This window comes from Deinococcus fonticola, from assembly GCF_004634215.1.
Taxonomy (GTDB): Bacteria; Deinococcota; Deinococci; order Deinococcales; family Deinococcaceae; genus Deinococcus; species Deinococcus fonticola.
In genome coordinates, this window is record NZ_SMMH01000023.1 from 1 (window position 1) to 21,921 (window position 21,921).

23 protein-coding genes, 1 tRNA gene and 1 pseudogene are annotated in these 21,921 nt (G+C 64.6%); 11 read left to right on the forward strand and 14 right to left on the reverse strand.

The window, feature by feature from the left end; genetic code table 11:
* Positions 1 to 123 precede the first annotated feature (123 nt).
* Positions 124 to 432 carry a hypothetical protein gene (locus tag E5Z01_RS13215; RefSeq protein ID WP_135229799.1) on the reverse strand — a complete coding sequence of 103 codons (309 nt, stop codon included), beginning with the start codon at positions 430 to 432 and terminating at the stop codon, positions 124 to 126.
* A gap of 84 nt (positions 433 to 516) precedes the next feature.
* On the opposite strand from E5Z01_RS13215, the gene E5Z01_RS13220 reads away from it, so the two are divergent.
* From E5Z01_RS13220 to E5Z01_RS13230, 3 genes are read left to right on the forward strand one after another with little or no spacing between them, the layout of a single operon-like run.
* Positions 517 to 1,818: a thymidine phosphorylase gene (locus tag E5Z01_RS13220; RefSeq protein ID WP_135229800.1), complete on the forward strand. Its 1,302-nt coding sequence runs from the start codon at positions 517 to 519 to the stop codon at positions 1,816 to 1,818.
* A 49-nt stretch (positions 1,819 to 1,867) separates the two neighbouring features.
* Positions 1,868 to 3,001 carry a glycosyltransferase family 4 protein gene (locus tag E5Z01_RS13225; RefSeq protein ID WP_276321253.1) on the forward strand — a complete coding sequence of 378 codons (1,134 nt, stop codon included), beginning with the start codon at positions 1,868 to 1,870 and terminating at the stop codon, positions 2,999 to 3,001.
* A gap of 60 nt (positions 3,002 to 3,061) precedes the next feature.
* A complete protein-coding gene (locus E5Z01_RS13230) occupies positions 3,062 to 4,303 on the forward strand; it encodes an aminotransferase class V-fold PLP-dependent enzyme (RefSeq protein WP_135229802.1) in 1,242 nt (413 codons plus the stop codon).
* 110 nt (positions 4,304 to 4,413) lie between these two features.
* On the opposite strand, the gene E5Z01_RS13235 is transcribed toward E5Z01_RS13230, so the two are convergent.
* Positions 4,414 to 5,649: an aminopeptidase gene (locus tag E5Z01_RS13235; protein ID WP_135229803.1), complete on the reverse strand. Its 1,236-nt coding sequence runs from the start codon at positions 5,647 to 5,649 to the stop codon at positions 4,414 to 4,416.
* 136 nt (positions 5,650 to 5,785) lie between these two features.
* On the opposite strand from E5Z01_RS13235, the gene E5Z01_RS13240 reads away from it, so the two are divergent.
* Positions 5,786 to 5,862: transfer RNA gene (locus E5Z01_RS13240), tRNA-Pro, on the forward strand.
* A gap of 233 nt (positions 5,863 to 6,095) precedes the next feature.
* Here the strand turns inward: E5Z01_RS13240 and E5Z01_RS13245 are convergent.
* A complete protein-coding gene (locus E5Z01_RS13245; RefSeq protein WP_135229804.1) occupies positions 6,096 to 6,335 on the reverse strand; it encodes a hypothetical protein in 240 nt (79 codons plus the stop codon).
* A gap of 136 nt (positions 6,336 to 6,471) precedes the next feature.
* Complete coding sequence (locus E5Z01_RS13250; RefSeq protein ID WP_135229805.1) at positions 6,472 to 7,527, reverse strand: GGDEF domain-containing protein; 1,056 nt, start codon at positions 7,525 to 7,527, stop codon at positions 6,472 to 6,474.
* Positions 7,528 to 7,951: 424 nt separating this feature from the next.
* Here E5Z01_RS13250 and E5Z01_RS13255 point away from each other — a divergent pair, with 424 nt between their 5' ends.
* Positions 7,952 to 8,272, forward strand: a complete 321-nt coding sequence (locus E5Z01_RS13255; protein ID WP_135229806.1) for a hypothetical protein — start codon at positions 7,952 to 7,954, stop codon at positions 8,270 to 8,272.
* A gap of 44 nt (positions 8,273 to 8,316) precedes the next feature.
* Here E5Z01_RS13255 and E5Z01_RS13260 read toward each other — a convergent pair whose 3' ends face one another.
* Together E5Z01_RS13260 and E5Z01_RS13265 are read right to left on the reverse strand one after the other, a co-directional pair.
* Entirely contained in the window at positions 8,317 to 9,186 is an 870-nt protein-coding gene (locus tag E5Z01_RS13260) for an ABC transporter permease (RefSeq protein WP_135229807.1), read from the reverse strand.
* Positions 9,179 to 10,153, reverse strand: coding sequence for an ABC transporter ATP-binding protein (locus E5Z01_RS13265; protein WP_240738422.1), 975 nt, complete (start codon positions 10,151 to 10,153; stop codon positions 9,179 to 9,181). Before E5Z01_RS13265 ends, E5Z01_RS13260 begins: the two co-directional genes overlap by 8 nt.
* A 147-nt stretch (positions 10,154 to 10,300) precedes the next feature.
* Here E5Z01_RS13265 and pabB point away from each other — a divergent pair, with 147 nt between their 5' ends.
* Complete coding sequence (gene pabB / locus E5Z01_RS13270) at positions 10,301 to 12,073, forward strand: aminodeoxychorismate synthase component I (protein WP_135229808.1); 1,773 nt, start codon at positions 10,301 to 10,303, stop codon at positions 12,071 to 12,073.
* Here the strand turns inward: pabB and E5Z01_RS13275 are convergent.
* On the reverse strand, positions 12,054 to 13,046 hold the full coding sequence (locus tag E5Z01_RS13275) for an NADPH:quinone oxidoreductase family protein (protein WP_135229809.1): 993 nt from the start codon (positions 13,044 to 13,046) through the stop codon (positions 12,054 to 12,056). The genes pabB and E5Z01_RS13275 overlap by 20 nt on opposite strands.
* Before the next feature lie 176 nt (positions 13,047 to 13,222).
* On the opposite strand from E5Z01_RS13275, the gene E5Z01_RS13280 reads away from it, so the two are divergent.
* The 3 genes from E5Z01_RS13280 (at position 13,223) to E5Z01_RS13290 (ending at position 16,267) form a co-directional block, all read left to right on the forward strand.
* Positions 13,223 to 15,304 carry a 3-hydroxyacyl-CoA dehydrogenase NAD-binding domain-containing protein gene (locus tag E5Z01_RS13280; RefSeq protein ID WP_135229810.1) on the forward strand — a complete coding sequence of 694 codons (2,082 nt, stop codon included), beginning with the start codon at positions 13,223 to 13,225 and terminating at the stop codon, positions 15,302 to 15,304.
* Positions 15,305 to 15,393: 89 nt separating this feature from the next.
* Positions 15,394 to 15,825, forward strand: a complete 432-nt coding sequence (locus E5Z01_RS13285) for a GNAT family N-acetyltransferase (RefSeq protein WP_135229811.1) — start codon at positions 15,394 to 15,396, stop codon at positions 15,823 to 15,825.
* A gap of 82 nt (positions 15,826 to 15,907) precedes the next feature.
* Positions 15,908 to 16,267: a c-type cytochrome gene (locus E5Z01_RS13290; RefSeq protein WP_119765256.1), complete on the forward strand. Its 360-nt coding sequence runs from the start codon at positions 15,908 to 15,910 to the stop codon at positions 16,265 to 16,267.
* Here the strand turns inward: E5Z01_RS13290 and E5Z01_RS13295 are convergent.
* The 5 genes and pseudogenes from E5Z01_RS13295 to E5Z01_RS13310 form a co-directional block, all read right to left on the reverse strand.
* A complete protein-coding gene (locus E5Z01_RS13295) occupies positions 16,260 to 16,532 on the reverse strand; it encodes an HAD hydrolase-like protein (RefSeq protein WP_135229812.1) in 273 nt (90 codons plus the stop codon). The genes E5Z01_RS13290 and E5Z01_RS13295 overlap by 8 nt on opposite strands.
* Before the next feature lie 88 nt (positions 16,533 to 16,620).
* Positions 16,621 to 17,067 (reverse strand): annotated as a pseudogene (locus tag E5Z01_RS13300) (HAD family hydrolase); the annotation flags it as partial.
* Positions 17,028 to 17,204: a hypothetical protein gene (locus tag E5Z01_RS19565; RefSeq protein WP_167757919.1), complete on the reverse strand. Its 177-nt coding sequence runs from the start codon at positions 17,202 to 17,204 to the stop codon at positions 17,028 to 17,030. The gene E5Z01_RS19565 and the pseudogene E5Z01_RS13300, both read right to left, overlap by 40 nt.
* Before the next feature lie 116 nt (positions 17,205 to 17,320).
* A complete protein-coding gene (locus tag E5Z01_RS13305) occupies positions 17,321 to 18,268 on the reverse strand; it encodes an NAD(P)/FAD-dependent oxidoreductase (protein ID WP_135229813.1) in 948 nt (315 codons plus the stop codon).
* Positions 18,268 to 18,939, reverse strand: a complete 672-nt coding sequence (locus E5Z01_RS13310) for an SDR family oxidoreductase (protein WP_135229814.1) — start codon at positions 18,937 to 18,939, stop codon at positions 18,268 to 18,270. Before E5Z01_RS13310 ends, E5Z01_RS13305 begins: the two co-directional genes overlap by 1 nt.
* A gap of 225 nt (positions 18,940 to 19,164) precedes the next feature.
* On the opposite strand from E5Z01_RS13310, the gene prfA reads away from it, so the two are divergent.
* Together prfA and E5Z01_RS13320 are read left to right on the forward strand one after the other, a co-directional pair.
* The gene (prfA, locus tag E5Z01_RS13315; RefSeq protein ID WP_135229815.1) at positions 19,165 to 20,271 is read left to right on the forward strand and encodes a peptide chain release factor 1; all 1,107 of its coding nucleotides are present in this window, start codon (positions 19,165 to 19,167) and stop codon (positions 20,269 to 20,271) included.
* Positions 20,258 to 20,743, forward strand: a complete 486-nt coding sequence (locus tag E5Z01_RS13320) for an NUDIX hydrolase (RefSeq protein ID WP_119765250.1) — start codon at positions 20,258 to 20,260, stop codon at positions 20,741 to 20,743. Before prfA ends, E5Z01_RS13320 begins: the two co-directional genes overlap by 14 nt.
* Before the next feature lie 27 nt (positions 20,744 to 20,770).
* Here the strand turns inward: E5Z01_RS13320 and E5Z01_RS13325 are convergent, their stop codons facing one another.
* Positions 20,771 to 21,289, reverse strand: coding sequence for a hypothetical protein (locus E5Z01_RS13325; protein ID WP_135229816.1), 519 nt, complete (start codon positions 21,287 to 21,289; stop codon positions 20,771 to 20,773).
* Positions 21,286 to 21,891: a DUF3108 domain-containing protein gene (locus tag E5Z01_RS13330; protein WP_135229817.1), complete on the reverse strand. Its 606-nt coding sequence runs from the start codon at positions 21,889 to 21,891 to the stop codon at positions 21,286 to 21,288. Before E5Z01_RS13330 ends, E5Z01_RS13325 begins: the two co-directional genes overlap by 4 nt.
* Between the last annotated feature and the right edge of the window lie 30 nt (positions 21,892 to 21,921).

Genomic DNA, 21,921 nt, shown 5'->3' on the forward strand with positions numbered 1-21,921 from the left:
GCCAGGTGGGCCAGATCCAGATCCTTTGGGAAAGCGGAAGAAGAAATCTCCCGACCTCATCACTCTGCTGGAAGTCGGCTGGACGCTGGTTTTACGCCCTCTCTCATAAAGTTTGTCAGGCCGTCAGGCTTCGACCCACGCCTTGACGAGGGCCGGCCTCATCGTTGAAGGATCCATACGAATTTGCACTACAGTCTCATTATTTCTATCCTTAGCTAATAAGGTTTCGTAATCTCGCAATCTACTGCGAATCAAATTGACTCCGGTTTCTGCCTTGTACTGCGCCTGCAAAATGGCTTTCTGGTCGCCGGTATTCTGTCGGCTGGCCAGTCCCAGGCGCATGCTGGCGGCCAGCACGACAGCCAGCATCAGGAGGGTCAGGAGCATCACCACGATCAGCGTGGCTCCAGTGGTGGCGGTTCTAGCCTTCATGGCGTCTATTTTGAAGAACCGTCTCTTTCACGGGTATCACCCAAGTGGCCTTCCCCTATTTGGTGGTATGGATAGACTGGGTTTATGTCCTTTCACATACCTGACCTGATTCAGAAGAAACGCTCTGGTGGCGAACACTCCCTGGAGGAACTGCGCCTGCTGGTTCAGGGTTTCACTGACGGCAGCGTTCCGGATTACCAGGTGAGCGCCTGGCTGATGGCGGTCTTTTTTAGGGGCATGACGGCGCGTGAAACGGCTGACCTGACGCGGATCATGGCCGAGAGCGGTGACCGGATGATCCTGACGGGCCTGGAACGCACGGTGGACAAGCACAGTACCGGGGGCGTGGGGGACAAAACCAGCCTGATCCTGACGCCCATGCTGGCGGCTCTGGGCTTGACCGTGGCGAAAATGAGCGGGCGCGGCCTGGCCCACACGGGCGGCACGATTGACAAACTGGAAAGCATTCCCGGCTGGACGCCTGAACTGAGCGAGGAGAGATTCCTGCAACAGGCGCGGGACACCGGCCTGGCCCTGGTCGGGCAGAGCAAAGACCTCGCACCGGCCGACGGAAAACTGTATGCGCTGCGCGACGTGACGGCCACCGTGGATTGCCTGCCGCTGATTGCCAGCAGCATCATGAGCAAGAAACTGGCTTCGGGGGCACACACCATTGTGCTGGACGTGAAGGTGGGCGCGGGCGCCTTTATGAAAACGCTGGATGATGGCCGCGCACTGGCCCGCGCCATGGTGGACATCGGCACGCATCAGGGGCGGCAGGTGCGCGCGGTGCTGACTGACATGGAAACGCCACTGGGCCACCTGGCCGGAAACAGTCTGGAGGTGCTGGAAGCCCTGGAGACCCTGCGCGGGCACGGCCCGCAGGACTTGACGGAATTGTGCGTCACGCTGGCGGTGGAAGCCCTGTCCGCTTACGGTGAGGACGCCCGGCAGGCCGAAACCCGCGCGCGCCAGACCCTGAAAGATGGCAGCGCCCTGGCGAAATTTCGCGCCTTTATCGAGGCGCAGGGCGGCGATCCGACCTTCGTGGACGACCCCGGCCAGTTCGATATCGCCCCCGGACGGGCCGACATCGCGGCCCCCACCACTGGCTTCGTGGAGCGTATCGACGCCCTGAGCGTAGGGCGCGCTGTCCTGGCGCTGGGAGGCGGGCGCGAGAAGAAAGGCGAGGCCATCGATCACGGCGTGGGCGTGGAACTGCTGAAGAAACCCGGCGAGGCCGTCAGCGCAGGCGAGAGCGTCATGCGCCTTTACCACCGGGACGGACGCGGCCTGGCCCACGCGCAGGAGCTGCTGAACGCCGGAATCACCATCAGCGCCCAGCAGGTGAACACCCCGCCGCTGATCCTTGACCGCGTGAACTAAGAACCTGAGGTGTCCCCAACAGACCCACCGTCTAGCCAGAAACATTCATTTGGAGGCTTTTATTTCCGATCCACAAGCGACAGGCCACGAGCCACAACCCCTGGAGATCCTTTTCGTCACGGACGCCCCGGCCATTGGCGGCAGTGAGGTGTATATGCGGGAACTCATTGTGCCGATGCGGCAGCACGGAGTATCCAGTGTGGTGGCGATGCCGGACGTGCCAGGAACGGCAGAGTTTCGCAGGCAACTTCAGGAGCGGGGGATTACGGTTCACGCCTATAAGCATCTGGGCGAGGTAGCGGAGCTTCAGCAGCGCTCGGCGTTCCGGTTGACGTTGCTGAGCAGCTGGAATCCGCGTGGTTACCGCAAGTACTACGCGACCTTGCGCGGGCCGTTCGTCGCCCTTATTCACGACCAGTTGATGCTGCATATTCCGGGGTTGCCGCAGGGCATCTACCGCGCTTTTTACGAGGTGCTGGCTGCCCAGGACATCCGGGGCGCGGATCATATCGTCACGGTGTCGCGGTGGGCGGCGCAATACCTGGAGCGCTGGCACGGCATGAAGAACGTCCACGCGGTTCCGAATGGCGTGGACACACAGAAGTTCCGCCCGGCGAATGACGCCAAACGCGAGGAGTTGCGCGCGAAGTTCGGGTTCACGGCCTTTACCGTGCTGACAGTGGCGCGCTTCAGCATCGAGAAGAACCACCCCACCGTCATCGAGGTGGCCCGCCGCACCCCGGAATTGCAGTTCGTGCTGGCGGGCACGGGGTATCTGGCCGAACCGCTGAAACGGATCGCCACGCCTAACGTGCGTTTTCTGGGCAAGCGCAACGACGTGCCGGAGCTGTACCGGGCGGCGGACGTGGCCTTTCAGCCCACCATCGCGGAGAACCAGTCGCTGGCCACTCTGGAAGCCATGAGCAGCGGCACGCCCATTCTGACCAACGACATCCCGGCCCAGCGCGAACTGGTGGCGTTCGGACGCGAGGGGCTATTGGTGAACGGGGGCGCGGCGGGCAGTGTGAGCGGTTACGTGAAGGCCCTGCGTACCCTGGCGGCGCACCCGGCAAGAACGCGGGAAATGGGGCGGGCCGCGCGGGAGAAGGTGCTGAGTGGTCATACGCTGGAGCAGAACGCCGCTGCTCTGGCTGGCCTGTTGCACCAACTGGCCGTACCCTGAACCCGTAAAAGTAAACAGCCCCCCACGTCCTGAGCGCGTGCGGGGCGTACTCTTTCATTCATGACGGATTCACTCAACGATTGGGCCTTCGAGACGGCGGCCGTGCAAACCGGCATCGAGCGCGGGCTGGGGGCCAGTATCGGCTTTCCCATCCACGCCGCCGCCGCCTTTCAGTTCGAGACGCTGGAACAGGCGCAACAGGAGTTCATCGACGGAGCGGGCCTCAGCTACGCCCGCATTCAGAACCCCACCCTGAAACTGCTGGAAGACCGCGTCACCGCGCTGGAAGGCGGGGCGGCCACGCTGGCCCTGTGTACCGGGCAGGCTGCCACCCTGACCGCTGTGATGAGCGTGTGCCGCGCCGGGGATCATGTCGTGGCCACATCCAGCCTCTTTGGAGGCAGTACAGGATTGATGAACAACATCCTGCCCCTGATGGGCATCGAAGCGACGCTCGTGCCGAACACCCCGGACGCCGTGCGCAGGGCCATGCGGGAGAACACGCGCCTGGTGTGGGCCGAAATGATCAGCAACCCCGCCGGAGACATCGCCGACATCGAGGCGTTCGCGCAGATCGCGCATGAACACGGCGCACTGCTCGGTATCGACAACACCTGCGGTGGCGTGGGCTTCCTGTGCCGTCCGCTGCAATTCGGGGCAGACATCGTGGCGCAGTCCCTGACGAAGTGGGCCGGCGGGCACGGCAACGTGATGGGCGGCAGCGTCACCATCGGAACCAGGCACGACCTGACGCGCAACCCCATTTACACGGACGGCGGCGAGCAAAGCCTGCTGAACGTGCGCGGTGAGCAGGCCCTGGCGTGGCGTCAACGGTGGTTCGGGGCCAGTCAACTGGGCATGACCCTCGCGCCGCACAGTGCTTTCCTGCTCGCGCACGGCCTGGAGACCCTTAGCCTGCGCCTGGCTCGGGAAAGCCAGACCGCGCTGGCGCTGGCCCTGTGGCTGGACAGACACCCGAAAGTCGGCAAGGTCAGTTACTCGGGCCTGCAAGGGCACCCGCACTACCACCTCTCGCAGAAGTACCTCAAGCATGGCAGCGGCGCCGTCCTTACCTTCGAGGTGGACAACCCCAGTGACTTCATCCGGCGTGTGAACGTTCTGCGCGTCGCCCCGAACCTCGGGGATGTCCGCACCCTCATCGTTCACCCGTGGACAACCACGCACGGACGGATCCCCGAGCCCGCCCGCCTGGCTGCCGGCGTCACCCCCAACACCATTCGCATGAGCGTCGGCGTCGAAGCCCTGGAAGACCTGCAAGCAGACATTGAACAGGCGCTGTGACCCCTTCGGTGTCCGTTTGAGCGTCTAAAAATCGAACGGTCTCACCGCAAAGCATTTCCCTGCACGGTGAGACCGTTCGATGGTTTCACTGGTGGGCAGCGCCCCGGCGCTCAAATCACGAATTCGCCGTTTCGCATCACGGCTTCGTGGCTGCCGTCTTTGGTGATGCCGTCGACGTTCATGTCGGCGCTGCCGATCATCCAGTCGACGTGGGTGAGGCTGTCGTTGCCCCCGGCCGCCCGGAACTGTTCGGAGGTCATGTCCACGCCGCCCTTCACGTTGAAGCGGTAAGCCGCGCCGATGGCGATGTGGCTGGCGGCGTTCTCGTCATACAGGGTGTTGTAGAAGAACAGGCCGCTGCGGCTGATGGGGCTGCTGTGGGGAACGAGGGCCACTTCGCCGAGGCGGTGGCTGCCTTCGTCCGTTTCAATCATTTTTTGCAGCGTTTCCTGGCCTTGGCTGGCGGTGGCGCTGGTAATGCGTCCGTCCTTGAACTCGATGCGAATGCCGTCGAGCAGGACACCCTGGTACGAGAGGGGCTTGGTGCTGACGACCACGCCGTCCACCCGCTCGCGGTGCGGGGCCGTCCAGACTTCCTCGGTAGGGATGTTGGCGGTGAAGGTGACGCCAGCGGGGGTGTCCGCGCTGCCCCCACCCCAGACGTGGTCGTCGGCAAGGCCCACGGTCAGGTCAGTCTCGCCGCCTTTGAAGTGCAGGGCGGCGTACTGTTTCCCGGTCAACACTTCGCGGCGGCGCTTCAGGTTGGCCAGGTGTTCCTGCCACGCCGCCACCGGGTCGGACTGATCGGCACGGGTGGCAGCGAAAATGGCGTCCCACTGCTGCTGCACAGCCTCCGGTTCGCTGGCGTCGGGGAACATCAGGGCGGCCCAGCCGGGAATGGGGGCACTGATCAGGTTCCAGTTGAGGCGGTTGGTCATGACCTGCGCGGAGTACGGTTTGCGGTACGTGGCCCAGGCCCGCTGGTGCGTGGCCACGCGGCCCTGATCCACGTTGCCCAGCAGGTTCGGGTTGGTGGCGCGAATGGCGATCACCGCGCCGCCAGCCTCCGCCGTTTCGATCTCGGCGTCCACACGCCACTTGCTGATGGTGTCAAAGGTGCCGTCCGGGGCCAGTTCAAACCGGGCGAGTTGCACGTCATCATCGTCCCAGCGGACATCCACGAAACTTGCGCCTGCCGCGTAGGCTTCGCGCACCACGGCGCGGGCCAGGGGAGCCGTGTCCACCGGGGCCTGCACCAGCACGCGCTGCCCCGGTTTTACGCCCAGCCCGACACGCACGGCCAGTCTGGCGTAATTCGTCAGTTTTTCCTCGAAAGAAAGGGTCATACGGCAGAATAACGCGTTCAGCAGCGAAGGCCTTCTGACCGCCCCACCCTCCCTGATGCCTGGACAATGCCACCCGCCAGCACCTCCACCCTTGACGGAAGGCCAGACACCACGTATATTCCTGTGGCTGGTGTAGCGAGGCGTAGCGCAGCCTGGTAGCGCACTACCTTGGGGTGGTAGGGGTCGTGAGTTCAAATCTCGCCGCCTCGACCAGCAAAACACGAAGGGGTTTACCCCATAATGACTCCGCCGGAGGTTTCGCAAGAGACCTCCGTTCGTGTTTCAGGGCACATAGAATCTGGTGCGGCACTGCATGTAGGAAGTGCGCTGAGAGTTGGTATTCGGCCTCTCAGTGTGCAGCACAAGTGATCCCGGCTTACTTTCTTTTACCGAAAAAGCTTCCGCAGCCAGATGAAATGGCCTGGCTGCGGAAGCAGTGCTGGATGTTAGCTGTCGTTGCTGGTCTTGTCAGTCCCGCTGCCCTGACCGCCTTCCGGGTTGTCCTGGCCCTGGTTCTTCTCGTTGCCGGGGCCGCCTTCCTCATAGGGCATATCAGCGTCATCGCGGTAGCGGTCGCCGCCCTGGGGTTGCACCTGATTCCCGATCTGCTGGTGGCCTTCACCCTGGCCCGCGTTCTCGTGCTTATCGGTGCCGCTGCGATCCCTGTAATCGTCATTTTTGGTCATACCCGGCAGCCCAGACGGCCCACCCTAAATAAATATGCCGCCTGCATGAAGGCCCGTTGTGGCAAAGCCCCATCTTCAAGCAAGACTGGCACCCGTGAGGCCATGCACTACGACCTCGCTGAAGTACCGCAGAGCTCTAACCATCTGCTACCACGCGGTTACGTCCCAGCGCCTTGGCCTGGTACAGCCGCGCGTCGACCACTCCGAAAAGGTCGCCCACCGTCTCCACTTCACTCAGCATGCCCAGGCCAATACTTACTGTGAAGGATGGAGCCTGCGGCACGTTCAGGTGACTGATCCGCAGGCGCAGCGCCTCGGCACGTCGCCGCGCTTCCTGCGGTGTGAGGCGCAGGTAGACCACCAGCAGTTCCTCGCCGCCCCAGCGGATCGCCAGCTCGTCTTCTCGCAGGTGCTCGTGAATGACCCTGGCCAGTGCCCGCAGCACTGCATCCCCCGTCTCGTGCCCGTACACGTCGTTCACCTGCTTGAAGTGATCGATGTCGATCAACGCCACGGCGGTGCTGTCCGGTGGGTGAAGCACCCCCTGCTCTATCTGTTGCAGCAGAAAGTCCATGACCCGGCGGTTGTACAGGCCCGTCAGGGGATCACGCATGGCCAGCAGGGCGTGCGTCGACGCGACCTGTTCCGCCTCGACGACGCGCTGCCCGAACACCGTCAGGCCCAGGATCAACAGGTTCAGGAACCCGACATCCACCAGGCGCTGGATGCTCAGCACCGGCATGGACGACTGAAGACTGAAGGCCAGCAGCAGCGCGAAAGCGCCCGCCGTGAACAGCATGGCCCGCCGCACGCTCAGCAGGGCGAACCCCAGCACCACCACCATCACTTCAGTGGACGTGCCGACCCACTGCTGCTCATGCTGTCCCCACTCCAGCGCCAGGGTCGCCGCCAGCCACATCAAGGCCAGTGGCATCACCCAGTTGCCCAGGGCCTCGGGTGGCAAGGCCCGGCGCCACGCCCACCAGCCCAGCAGACCAGTCAATACCACCCCCGCCAGGTTCAGCGCGGCCATCAGCTCGTGTTGCAGTTGCCATTCCAGCACGGCGCAGATGGCGTGGTAGGCCATGGTGCTGACCGACAGCAGCGCCAGCCCCTGCCGGCGCCGGGCGGCGGCGGTGAAGCTGACCTTGAGTGGCAAGACTTGCTGGGACAGACGCGATGGGGCAGCCATAAAAATCCACCGTCCAGTCAAACATATTGACCTTCCCGCTTTTCTTACATCCCACGGGCATTGAGGAAGGAAAAAGGGAGCCACTCATGTGCCACCTTTCCGGGATTGGTTCTCCTTCTGAGCGTAGTCAGCCACATTCCCCTCGGGCTGCCGCGCCACTGGCCAGGGGTTTCCGTGAGTGCTATGGGGATCAGATGAGCTGGGATAAATCCTGACAGGCTACGGTAAAGCCCCTCTGAACCGCATCCGCTAGCGCCAGTGGCCGAGCCTTGTATGCGTTTTGAAGCTGTAAGCGGCAGCCAGGCAGACCGAGGATGAGACGTGAGCCAGAAAGAAAACAAACCCCTAGCGCGTCACCCTATTCCCGCAACAAACCTGAAGCGCTTCCACACGAATGCCACGCGGCGGCTTGCTGTCATAGGGCATGACCACCGAGCAGCGACCCAAGCAACCCTGCGTCAAGATTCACGGAGCCTGGACTGGCGACGTGGGGCATCCCAAGCGCGTGTTCAACGGCCAAGTCACGGAATCGACCGTCACCGGCATCGTGGTCGGGACAAAGGCGAAGGTGACTTATCACGCCCCCGCCCAGCGCACCACCGATGTCACTGAGCACGGCACCTACACACTGCATGCCGGTACACAGAAGCTGAAGCTGATGAGCTTCATCAACATGACCGAGAAAACTGGCGGCAAGCAGGACACCGAAGCGGAGGACTGGCAGGCCACGCCATTACCGCAGTAACCGCCAGGAAACCGGGAGAAGGGAGGTTGTGGGCATCTCCGGCCTCACAAGTCCCGCCCACTGAAGCGCCACATGCCCGCCAGGACGGCAAGAAAGGTAAGTCCTGCGGCCCAGGCAATCAGCCAAGCGGCAATGGGTTCGGTGGCGAAGAAGGGGTTGGTTCCCCGGCTGATTTCGCCCACCTGACGCATGATTTCGGGTTGCAGATGGTAACTGGCGCCGAGCCACAGGGCGTTGGTGGGCATGACGGCGTTGGCGAGTTTGCCGAGGGTGGTCAGTGTGGGGGTGTCGGAGAGGCTGCCGATGGCCGTGAGGATGCCCCCGGTGAAGCCCAGCCCGTACAGGACGAACACCCCGATGCCGTTGGCGAGCGTGGTAAACAACGTGCTGCCAAGTACCGTCAGGGCCGTAAGCAGAAGAACCGCGAGCAGCACCAGCAGTACGGCGGGTAGGGCGTCGGGCGGCGTGTAGCCGGTGATGGCGTACACGCCGCCCAGCAGGGTCACGCTGAGCAGGGCGACGTAACCGACATTCACGGCAGCGAACCCCAGCCAGCGGCCCAGCACCAGGGCGGCGCGGCTGACCGGGCGGGCGATCACGCTTTGCATCACGCCGCTTTCGATATCGCCACTGACGGATGACACGGTGGAGAGCACGGCCATCAGGGCGCCCAGGAAATAGACGAGGTACATGCCGAACATGGTGGCGAACATCACGGGAAGGTTGGATGACCCGGTGGGGCTGCGTTCCAGTCCGGCTTCGGCGGCACGGGCGTCCAGCCGGACTTCCATCTTGTAGATGCCGAACAGGTAAAACCCGATAAACAGCGCCGTGAGCACCAGGAGCACGGCGACGAGTTTCTTGCGCAGGGCTTCGCGCAGCGAGAGTTCCGCGATGAGCAGGGCATTATGCACGGGCGGCCCCCACGCTCTTAACTCCCTGTGTCTGAGCGGGGAGTTCGTCGTTCAGTTCAAGGAACAGGGTTTCCAGGTCCGGGCGGCGTGGGGTCAGGGCGTACAGCCTCGCGCCGCTCTCGAAGATGGCCTGCGCGACGGCGGGCAGCATGTCTTCGCGTTCCAGCCACACCTCCACGTCGGCGCGGCCTGGGGTGTTCGTGTCCTGGCGGTGAATTTCGCCCAGCCGGGCCAGAGTGTCCAGCAGGCCGGGGTTCAGTTCGTCCACGCGAATGTCCACCGGGACGACACCGCCCATCAGTTCACGCATGGTGCCCTGCGTCTGCACTTTGCCCTGCCGCACGAAGGCCACACGGTCACACACCTGCTCGACCTCCGAAAGCAGGTGAGAATTCAGGAAGACCGCCACACCCGCCGCCCGCAACTCCTCGATAATTTCGCGCACCTCCACACGCCCGATGGGGTCGAGGGCGCTGGTCGGTTCATCCAGAAACACCAGGGAAGGCCGCGCCAGAATCGCCCCGGCCAGGCCGCAGCGTTGCAGCATGCCCTTGCTGTACCCGCTCAGGGGCTCGTGACCGCGCCCGCCGAGGCCCACGGTTTCCAGCACTTGCGGAACACGGGTACGCAACTCGCCCGGCTTCATGCCGGCCAGCCGGCCGTGAAAATTCAGGAACTCCTGCCCGGTCATCCAGGTCTGAAACCGGAACTGCTCCGGCAAAAAGCCCAGGCGGGCGCGAATGGCCGGGTCGGCGGGCGAACCGCCCAGCACGCGCAGCTCTCCCCCGCTGGGCATCACCAGGCCCAGCAGCATTTTCACGGTGGTGCTTTTGCCCGCGCCGTTCGGCCCCAGAAACCCGAACACCTCGCCGGGCGGCACGGTCAGGCTCAGACCGTCCACCACCGCCCGGCCCCGGTACACCTTGCGAAGTTCGCGCGTTTCGATGGCATTGGCCCTGGCAGTCACAGGCGTCAGGATAGGCCAGACGCCCGTGTGAAACGTCCACCGAAAGTTACGGCAGAGCGCTTGAGAGGGCTTTGAATAACGCAAGACCGCACAGTTTCTGTGGTTCCAGACGGCAGAGAGTGCAAACCCGGATAAGATGCTGGGCGCATGTCCGCCCCGTTCGCCTTCGTGAAAATGACCACCAGTAGCAGCGAGAAAGCCGTCTGGCGCAAGTTTTCCCGCCCAGTACAGGTGGTCGAAACGAGCGACTTGAACGGAGTCAAGGCGAAGCTGGCGGAAGTGGAACGTCTTACCAGCACGGGCCTGTACGCCGTGGGGTTCGTCAGTTACGAGGCCGCGCCTGCCTTCGAGCCGGCGTTTCCGGTGCGCGCAACGCCGGACTTCCCGCTGTTGTGGTTCGCCCTTTTTCAGGACGTGGAGGAAGTGGCCCCGCACAGCCAGCAGCCGTACACGGTGGGCGACTGGAAGTTGAACCTCTCGCGCGCCGAGTACGACGCGGGCATTGCGCGGGTGCGGGCAGAAATCGCGGCTGGAAACACCTATCAGGTCAACTTCACGGGCCGTCTGCGCACGGCGTTCGGCGGGGACGCGCTGGCGTTCTTCTCGCGCCTGAGTGCGGCGCAGGACACCGAGTATTCGGCGTTCATCGACACGGGGCGGTTTCAGATTCTGTCGGTGTCGCCGGAACTGTTTTTCCGTGTAGAAGGCGAGACCCTGACCACCAAGCCCATGAAGGGAACCACTGGGCGCGGTTTGAACGAGGCCGGAGACGCTGCACAGGCGGCGTGGCTAAAGTCGTCCGTGAAAGACCGGGCCGAGAACGTGATGATCGTGGATCTGCTGCGCAACGACCTGGGGCGGGTGGCGCAGTTCGGCAGCGTGCGCGTCACGGAATTGTGCGCCGTGGAGAAGTACCCGACGCTGCTGACCATGACCAGCACTGTTCAGGCCGTGAAGCGCCGGGGGATTGGTCTGGTGGACATCTTCACGGCGCTGTTCCCGTGTGGTTCGGTGACGGGCGCCCCCAAAATCAACACCATGCACCTCATTCACGAGCTGGAACCGCAGGCGCGGCGCGTGTACTGCGGCGCGGTGGGCCTGGTGGAGCCGGGCGACGGCGTCAGGGTAAGGGCCGTGTTCAATGTTCCCATTCGCACGGTGCTGATCGACTCGTTGACGGGCGTGGCGGAGTACGGCGCGGGCGGTGGAATTACCTGGGACAGCGAGGCGGGCGGCGAATACGATGAGCTCCTGACAAAATCCCGCGTGCTGACCAGTGAGAAACAGAGGTTCGAGTTGCTGGAGACTCTGCGGTTACAGCAGGGTCAGGCCGTGAATGCCCCCCTTCATCTGGAACGGCTGGCGTCCAGTGCGCGTTACTTCGGGTTTGTGTTCGATGTGGAAGCGGCCTGGGCCGCGTTGCGACAGGCCAGCCAGGACACCCCAACCGGGACGCACCGCCTGCGCCTGCTGCTCTCGAAGGCTGGAGAAATCACCGTTCAGACGCTGCCGCTGGGCGAGAACCCGCCAGTCGTGCGGGCGCACCTGGCCCGGACGCCCATGTCTTCACGCGACGTGTTCCTGTACCACAAGACCACCCAGCGCGCCGTGTACGGGCAGCACACCCAGAACATCCCAGCGGGCGAGGAAGTTCTTCTGTTCAACGAACGCGGCGAACTGACGGAATTCACTGCGGGCAACGTGGTGCTTGAACTTGATGGGCGACTTTACACGCCGCCCATTGCCAGCGGCCTGCTGGCGGGGATAGAGAGACGGCGCGCCATCGAGGAAAACGGCGTGGCCGAGCGGATGCTCACCGTTCAGGACTTGCAGAACGCGCAGACCATCTGGCACCTGAACAGCCTGCGCGGCTGGCGCAGGGTGGAACTTCTTCAGAGGCTCAGCGCCACGGCTCGATAATCACTTTGCCGGTGGTTTTCCGGTCGAGGATATCCTGAAAAGCCTGGGGGCTGTCCGCGAGGGCGTACACCGGGCCGACCTGCGGGACGACCTTTCCGCTGGCCAGGAGCGGCGGCACTTCCCTCATGGCCTGGGCGGCGGCTTCCGCGTCGGTCAGCAGGCTGGTGAGCCACAGGCCCGTGACGGTCAGGTTGCGTTTCATCAGTTCCACCGGGCGCAGGCTGGCCTGTTCGCGGCTGGCGTTCCCGATGACAATGACGCGGCCCCGGTTGGCGGCCATGTCCAGGCTCTCCTGAAAACGCTTGCCGCCCACGACTTCCAGCACGAGGGGAACGCCGCGGCCGCCCGCCGCTTCCCTCACTTTTTGCACGCGTTCCGGGTCATCCTGGAGCAGCGTGACGTCCGCGCCCAGCTCCCGCGCCAGCCCAAGTTTCTCGTCGGTGGACGCCATGGCGATGACGTTCAGGCCCATCGCCTTGGCCACTTGAATGCTGGCGGTGCCGAGGGCACCTGCGGCGGCCTGCACCAGCACCCACTCGCCCACCTGGCCGTGTCCCAGCGTTTTCAAGCCGTGGTACGCAGTCAGGTAGGACACCGGAAAAGCGGCGGCCTGCGCGGCGCTGAAACTCTCCGGCACCGGCAGCAACGTCGCGGCCGGCACCGCCGCGAACTGCGCCAGACCGCCCGTCCCGGCCAGGCACGCCACGCGCTGCCCCACCCTGAACCCCGACACGCCCTCGCCCAGGGCCTCGATCACCCCGGCAAACTCCATCCCCGGCGTGTACGGGTACTTCGTGCGCGTCAGGTACTCCCCGCTGACCGTCAGCACGTCGGCGAAGTTGATCCCCGCCGCCTCGACCCGCAGCAGCACGTGCCCCGGCGTGACCTGCGGGCGCGGCAAGTCCGAGGGGCGCATCACTTCGGCAGGGGTTCCCCGGTCAGCCACGTGCACAGCTTTCATCATGGAAGTCATGCGGGAAGAATAGGGCCTGTGGCTTCTGGGCTGTGGCTGGTGGAGAAGGGATCATAAGGGGAACACGGGTGGAAGGGTTTTTGGCCTGCTGCCGCTGCCCTCATGTCCGTACACGGCGTTTGACCGCCTGGGCGTGGCGTGGAAAGCTTGGGGGGAATTTTTGAGGAGGCTGAAGCATGAGCATCGTTGAGCAATCCCGTCAGGGGAACGTCCTGATTCTGACTGTAAATAACCCGCCCGTGAACGCGTTCTCGCCAGGCGTGCCGGAAGGCTTGCACGCGGGCCTGGACGTGGCCGAGAAGGACGAGAGCATCAGGGCCGTGGTGATTATGGGCGGTGGGCGCACCTTTATTGCCGGAGCGGATATTCGGACATTCAACCTGCCGCGTGAGCAGGCCCCGGATCTGCGTGGATTTATCTCGCGCCTTGACCAGTTTCCCAAGGCCACCGTGGCCGCCATTCACGGCACGGCGCTGGGCGGGGGCCTGGAGGTCACGCTGGCGTGCCATTACCGCGTGGCCGTGCCGGACGCTCAACTGGGGCTGCCGGAGGTCAAACTGGGGGTTTTGCCCGGCGCGGGGGGCACGCAGCGGTTGCCGCGCGTGGTGGGCGCCGCCAGGGCGCTGGAAATGATGCTGTCCGGCACGCCCATCAAGGCCACGCAGGCGCACCAACTGGGCCTGGTGGATGAACTGATAGAAGGGGATCTGCTGGCCGGCGCGGTGAAATTCGCCTCAGAGCACGCGGACGCCCGCCCGTTGCCGCGCATCAGTGAACGCAAGGTGGAGGGCGGCACTCCCGAACTGTTCACGAAGGTGCGGCAGGACATCAAAAAAACGCACAAAGGGCAACTCTCGCCGACCTACATCGTGGATCTGGTGGAAATTGCCGCGTCGAAAGCGTTCGCCGACGGCTGGGCCGCCGAAGCGCGGCTCTTTATCATGGCGAAGGACTCCCCGCAGTCCCGCGCCCTGCGGCACGTGTTCTTCGCGGATCGGGAGCGGGCGAAAATACCCGGCATCACGAAGGAAACGCCCGTCAGCGAGATCAGGAAGGTGGGCGTGATCGGCGCAGGCACCATGGGCGGCGGCATCGCCATGAATTACCTGAACGCCGGCATTCCGGTAACCATCGTGGAAACCGCGCCCGAGAACCTGGAGCGCGGCCTGGCCACCATTCGCCGCAATTACGAGAACACCGCCAGGAAAGGCCGCCTGACCCTCGATGACGTCGAGCAGCGCCTGGCCCTGCTGACCTCCACGCTGGACATGGCCGACCTGGCGGACGCCGACCTGATCATCGAGGCGGTGTTCGAGAACATGGACGTGAAGAAGGACATCTTCACCAGACTGGACCGGGTGGCGAAACCCGGCGCGATTCTGGCGACGAACACCAGCACGCTGGACATCAACGAGATCGCGGCCGTGACGACCCGCCCAGAGAGCGTGATCGGGCTGCATTTCTTCAGTCCGGCGAACGTCATGAAACTGCTGGAGATCGTGCGGGCCGACCAGACCAGCCCCAGCGTGCTGGCGACCAGCTTGAAGATGGCCAAGACCATCGGGAAGGTCGGCGTGGTGGTGGGCGTGTGCAACGGGTTTGTCGGGAACCGCATGCTGTACGCCTACCGTGAACAGGCCAACAGGCTTGTGCTGGAAGGCGCCAGGCCGCAGGACGTGGACGCCGCCATGCACGCCCTGGGCCTTCCCATGGGGCCGTTCGAGATGAGCGACATGGCCGGGCTGGATATCGGGTACATGGCCCGCCGCGAACAGGCCAAGAAAGACGGCCGGCCCCTGCCCGACGACTGGCTCGACCGCGTGGTGGAACTGGGGCGCAAGGGGCAGAAAACGCGGGGCGGCGTGTACGATTACGCCGAAGGCAGCCGCACGCCCACGCCCTCGCCCGTCGTGGAGCAGCTCGTGGCCGACTACCGCGCCGAGAAAGGGGTGCGGGGCCGCGAGATCACGCCGGAGGAGACCACCAAGCGCCTCGCCTACGCCCTCATGAACGAAGGGGCGAAGATTCTGGAAGAAGGCATTGCCCTGCGCAGCAGCGACATCGACGTGATTTACGTGAACGGTTACGGGTTCCCGGCGCACCGGGGCGGCCCCATGCAGTACGCCAGCGAACAGGGCCTGGGCAATGTCGTGAAAGACCTGGAAAGTTACGGCATGACCCCTGCACCTCTCCTCAAGACCCTCGCCAGTGAAGGCAAAACCTTCGCCCAGTACGATCAGGAAAGAGCGAAGGGCTAACTGCCGCCGCAAAACGTACCGAACAGCACACAGAACGTACGCAGAAGAGGCCGCCCCGGGCTGAGGCGGTCTCTTCGTATGTTTTGCAGATGGAACATGCACTGACGGTTCGCGTCCTGGAGCCCCATGAGTCCCAGGTATTGTCTAATGTGGCGGCTGGTGTGTTCGATGGGCCGATTCGCCCGGAGTCGCTGACGGATTTTTTCTCTGATTCGCGTCATCACCTCGCCGTGGCGTTGGCTGGTGAGGTGGTCGTGGGCATGGCGAGCGGTTTTCACTACGCGCAGCCGGACAAGCGGCCCGAACTGTTCATCAACGAGGTGGGCGTGGCGGACGCCTACCAGGGGCAGGGGCTGGGGAAAAAACTGGTGCAGGCCATGCTGGCGCAGGCAAAAATGCTGGGGTGCGGGGCGGCGTGGGTGCTGACTGAGCAGGACAACGCGGCGGCCCGTCGCCTGTACGCCAGTTGCGGCGCCGAGGAGCAACCGGGGGTAGTGATGGCGTTATTCGAGCTTGCGTAAGTGTCCCGCGAGCATGGTCAGGGTGGGTCAGCCAGGCGTCTGGGGCCACCTCTTGGCTGTCTCTCCCCGCTAGATTGAGGGCATGCACCGTGCTGTCGTGGCTTTGCTGTTCGCCGCTGGCGTGGCGAGTGCCGCCCCTGCCCCCAACGGAAAATTGATCTACACAGCCAGTTGCGCCGGGTGTCACGGCCTGAAAGGCGAGGGCGGTACGGGCGGCCTGTCCCCGAACATGAAAGCGACGCAGAAGGCCTCTTTCACGCTGTTCAGGCGGGCCATGCAACAAGGCATCGGGTTTGCCGGCCAGAAATTTCAGCCGGTGATGCCCACCTTCGGGAAGACCGGACTGGCCACCGCTTACGGCAAACGCCCAACCGGAAAAGCGCCCAGCGAGACGGAGTTGAAAGCACTTTACCGGTACATCAGGACGCTGCCTGTCAAGTAACGAGGGACAGCACTTCCCGCAGGTCACCCAGGATGACTTCGGGGTGCTCGTCCTTGGGGGCGTGACCGGTCTGGAGAAAGGCGGTTTTTAACCCCACCTGCTGCGGCCCCCACACGTCGTTTTGTGGCGAGTCGCCCACGAACCACGCTTCTGATACCCACTGCGGAAATATCGCTTGTTTTTTGGCGATATTTCCCGAACAGAGTGAGTGGCAGAAAAGACGCGCTGCGGGAGATGGAGGAGGATGGCGGCGCTTTCCCGCCATGCTCTGGAATTGGACGTAGGGCGTATAAAGACTGCACGCCCAGACGCTGCAAGGCCAGTTCGTAGATGCGCGGGTCAGGCTTGCTGAGCCCCACGGCCTTACTGATCACTACGTCGTCCACCAGCTCGAACAGGTTCAGGCTCTGAAGCACCAACGTCTGCAGTTCCACCCAGCCATTCGTCACGATGCCCGTCTTCACGCCTCGCCCGCGCAATTCACGCAGCACCGCAGGAGCGTAGGGCATCGCCTGCGGCATGACAAAGGCTCGGTCGCTGAAATCGGCCAGCAGCACCTGCGGATCGTGCTTCAGGGAAAATTCCTCCACCAGTTGCGGCATCACACTGCTCTTGCTGCGGTAACCGAAATCGTCCAGTTCCAGAAAACGCGGCGCGTACCCTTCCGGTAAGCCGAAGTGCGCGGTGTGTTCCCCCAGCCAGCGGCGCAGGGTGGCGCTACGGTCATGCAGCGTGCCGTCCAGGTCGAACAGGGCGGCTTTTATGCTTTCTCGCCCGCCTTGATCAGCAGTTCCGCCCACTCCGGCCCGCTGAACTCCTCGGTGCGTTCACGCCCTTGCGCCAGCAGCAACTTTCGCATGGATGCCGCTTCCTCCAGCGACTCCGTTCCCATGTGCTCGGCCAGTTCTTCCAGGTTCATCAGCGGGTCGATCTTCATAGGTTCAGGGTGTCAGGCCGCGAGGGCCAGGGCCAGGGTGAAAGCGTTCATGAATGGTGGCACAGCGTGGGAAAAGTGGGGCGATTTTTTCTTTCCCTCTTTGCCACTGGCTGCTTTCACGCTTCGCCAACCCCCGCGCTCTCGTCGGGGCTCTCGTGGAAGGCAGCTCCCTGGGCGCGAACGTTCTCGTGGATGAGGGTGGTGTTGAGGCTCACGGCGGCGGTGTGTCCGCTGGCGGCGGCGCTGACCACGTACTGCGCCGCGCCGGTCATGTCGCCGGCGGCCCACACGCCGCGCACGGAAGTCATGCCGTTCTCGTTCACGACCACGCGGCTCTTGTCGTTCAGTTCGCAGCCCAGTCCGGCGGGGAGGGTGCTGTTCTGCGTCTGGGTGGGGTTCAGGAAAAGGGCGTCGAAGGTGCAGGCGGCGCGGTTCTCGAAGTGCGCGGTGAGGGTCTGCGTTCCGGTAAACCGCCTGATTTTCGCGTCCACCAGGTCAATGTCCAGTTTGCGCAGGTCGGCGCGTTGCTCGGGCGTCAGTTCGTCCGGGCCGTCCGTGAGCAGGGTCATGTGGTCTGACCAGGCGCGCACGCTGAGGGCCATATGGTGCCCTTCCTGGTGGCTGCCCAGCACCGCCAGCCTGGCCTGCCGGTTAGGCCAGCCGTCGCAGTACGGGCAGTGGTGAACGAGTTTGCCCCAGCGTTCGCGCAGGCCGGGAATACCGGGCAGCACGTCACGCACCCCCGTGGCGAACAGCACGCGGCGGGCGAAGTACCACGCCTGCTCCACCTGAAGGGTGAACCCCCCGGCGGCCGGTTTGATTTCGCGGGCGACCGACGAAATGACTGTCACGTCGTACGGCGCGAGGTCGGCCAGGCCCAGGCGTTTCAGATCCGCGGGGGGCGTACAGTCACGCGTGAACACGCCGTGCGCGGCGACCGCGCGAACGTTGCGGCCCGGCCCACCGTCCAGCAGCAGCACCTTGCGCCGCCCGCCCCCCAGCACCAGCGCGGCACTCAGGCCCGCCGGGCCAGCGCCCACGATCACGGCGTCGAAGTGTGCCATCAGCGCGGCCCCGGACGCACGGTGATGTCCGTCAGTACGGCGTCCCTGGGGGCGTTCAGGGCAAAGGCGATGGTGATGGCGACACTGGCGGCGTCAAGATAGGCGTCCGCGTCGTAACTCTGGCCTTCCTGCTGCCTGACCTTCTGCTGCATGGGCGTGGCGGTGCGGCTGGGGTACACGGTGGTCACGCGCACGCCGTGGGGCGCTTCCTCGGCCCGCAGGGCGTCGGCCAGGGCACGCAAGGCAAACTTGCTGGCGGCGTAACTGCCCCACCCGGCACTGGCGCTCAGGCCCGCCGTGCTGTTCACGAAGACGATACTTCCGCGTTCGGCCCGCACCAGCGGCAGCAGCACACGCGTCAGCTCGGCCGGGGCCACCGTGTTCACCGCCAGCGTGCGCGTCCAGACCTCGTGCGCCTGCCCGGACACCTCCCCCAGTTCCACCATGCCCGCGTTATGCACCACGTTGGTCACGCGGGAAAGAGACTGCGCCGCCTCGGCCAACGACGCCGGCTGCTCCAGGTTCAGCACCAGCGGCAGGGCTTTCAGTTCCCGGCACAGGTCGTCCAGCCGCTGACCGCCCCGGCCCGCCAGAATCAGGTCGTGCGACGGCGCCAGTTCCCGCGCCAGCACGGAACCGATTCCGCCCGCCGCCCCAGTTATCAAAGTCACAGGTCTGCTGCTCACGCCTCAACCCTAGCAATCCCTCCCCTGCGCCGCTTTACCTTCTCCTAAAGGGAGGGCGCAGAAAACCCGCCGGCCCAAAAAGGTGAGGGGTGTTTAAGGGGCCAGTGGTCTGCATGGGCGCTAGACTGCATTTATGATTCCTGTGTCGCCTATTCTTGTTTTAACTGGGAGTCCGCCAGGGGCGTGTTCCCGGCGGATTGTGTTCGGGCCGTGAGTGGCCGCCTGGAGGAACTGGCGGCGGAATTCGGCATGGTGGAGCGGGCGCTGGGCGACCCGGCGGCGCTGGCCGATTCCCGCGAGTACGCCCGCCTGACCCGCCGTCACCGCGAGCTTCTGCCGCTGGTGACGCTGCTGCGCGAGCAGGACAGCCTGAGCGCTGACCTGCCCGGCGCCCGCGAACTGCTGGCCGACCCGGACATGCGCGAGCTGGCCGAGGGTGAAGTGCGAAGTCTCGAGGCCCGCTTGCGTGAAATCGCGGAGGAACTGGAGGTGCTGCTGCTGCCCACCGATCCGGACGACGCGAAGAACGCCATTCTGGAACTGCGTGCCGGGGCAGGCGGGGCGGAGGCGGGGCTGTTCGTCATGGACTTGCTGCGCATGTACACCCGTTACGCCGAAGGCGGAAACCTGAAGATCAACGTTCTGGACGCCAACGAGTCCGATCTGGGCGGCGCAAGCAAGGTGGTGGCGGAGATCACCGGCGAGTTCGCGTACCGGGCCTTCAAGTGGGAGCGGGGCGTTCACCGCGTGCAGCGCGTGCCCGCCACCGAATCGCAGGGGCGCATTCACACCAGCACCGTGACAGTGGCCGTGCTGCCGGAAGTGGAACCGGGTGAATTTCACCTCGACCTGAACGAGGTGAGGTTCGACGTGTTCCGCTCGCAGGGCGCGGGTGGGCAGGGCGTGAACACCACCGACAGTGCCGTGCGGGCCGTTTACCGCCCCGGCACGCCCGACGAGATTATTGTCGTGTGCCAGGATGGCCGGTCACAGATCAAGAACAAGGAAAAGGCCATTCAGGTGCTGACCACGCGCCTGGCCGAGAAGGAACGCGCCGAGCGCGAAGCGAAGGAACGCAGCGACCGCGCCGCGCAGGTGGGCACCGGTGATCGCAGCGAGAAAATCCGCACGTACAACTACCCGCAAAACCGCGTCACGGATCACCGGCTGGAGGGGGACAACAAGAACCATCCCCTCGACAGCGTGATCGAGGGTCACCTCGCGCCCGTCGTGGCCGCCCTGGCGCGTGACGAGAAGGAGCGGCAACTGATCGCCATGTCCGCCGAGGCAGGAGGCCCCCAGCATGGCGCGGCGTGACCTTCTGGTTGCGGCCGGCATCCTGAAAGACCGCTTCGGGCGCGTGTTGCTGGTCGGCAATGACTGGCAGGGCCAGGGGCGCGTGCGGTACACCCTGCCCGGTGGGGTGGTCGAGCACGGCGAAACCCTGCCCGAAGCCCTGTACCGCGAAATCTACGAGGAAACCGGCCTGAAACTCACCGGGATCAAGCACATGGCGTACACCATGCACATCGAGGACGAACGCCGCGGCGAACGCGCCATTGCCGTCGCCTTCGAGGCCACCTGGGAAGGCCTGCTGAATCCCGCCGACCCGGACGGCTTCATTGTCGAGGCCCGCTTCTGCACGGTAGACGAGGCCATCGAGAAACTCGATTCACCCCCCATGCGCGAACCCCTCAACGATTACCTGAGAACAGGCGAGCCCGGCCGCTTCTACGCTTTCAAAGGCTGGGACGGGCGGGGCGGCCTGAGGATTCCAGCGTTGAAGTGAACAGGCCTGGAAAGGCTAAGGCAAATGTCAATTCAACCCTGACAGCCCCTGCGGCGCGTCCATGATGGCGTGAAGCAGGGGCTGAAGCGTCGCTGCGGCCTCCCCTTCTGCCAGGTGCGCGGCGTTGCTGACCAGGTTGGCCACGGCCCACCACGTCAGCAGGCGCGCCAGCAAACGTGCGTCCATGAGGTGACGGTGCGTCTCCCAGGTTTCCAGCAGGTCGTCGGCCGAGGCCCAATCCCCGTTCAGGGATTCTCGCAATTCAGGCGGCAGGGCGTCCAGAATTTCCTCGCGTTTCGTCCAGCACAGCGTGCAGGCGCAGTCGAGGCGCAGGCGCGGGTCGACGTCGGCCCACTGCGCCACGCGGTTCAGGTAGGCAACCGCGCGTAGAAGAATGGCGCCGCTTTCCCCCCGCCCCGCCGGCGCCAGCTCCAGCAATTCCAGCGCCAGCCGGTGCATTTGCCGCTCGACCAGCCCCGCCGGAACAAGCTGCTCGCGGTACTCGTCGATCTCAAGCTGAGCCTGCTGTGCGAGGTCGTCGGTCACCGTTCCTCGCGGCGGCTGCGTCTTCTGCCCTTATCACTGCCGCTGCCGCCTGGGCGGGCGCGGGGAAGGCCGACGCTGGCCTCGATGGGGCCGAAATCCGTGGGTTGAATAAGGCGCCTCAGGCGGTGGGGGCTCTCCTGCTCGACGTACACATAAGCGTTGCCGGGGCGCAGGAAGTACGTGTAGCACGGATGCCCGTCAACCTCAAGGTCGGGCAGGCGCTGAATCAGCGCGCGTCCGCCGGTCAGGTGTGCGGCGGCGCGCTCCTGGCCTTGCAGGGTGCGCAGCCACAGCAGCAGGCTCACCGGGTCGTGGTATTCGTTGGTCAGCGGCTGACTGACCTCGTCGCGGCCCTGGCGCAGGGTCACCAGCCCACTGCGCCGGTCGAAGCTGGTCTCGAAGGTGGGGCGGCCCCGTCCGTCGCCTTCGGTGTACGCCTGACTGGCCAGGGTGCGCGGGTGCATGCGGCTATGTTGCACGCGCCGGATTTCAGGGAGAACGCCGGCAAAGTCCGTTTGCACGCGGGCGCTCAGGACATTGCGCTCAGGGTGCAGTTGCCAGACCTGCTCGCCCGCGAACCTTCCTCCGAGGCTCAGGGTCATGCTGAAGTTCTCCGTGCCGAGCCGCACCGG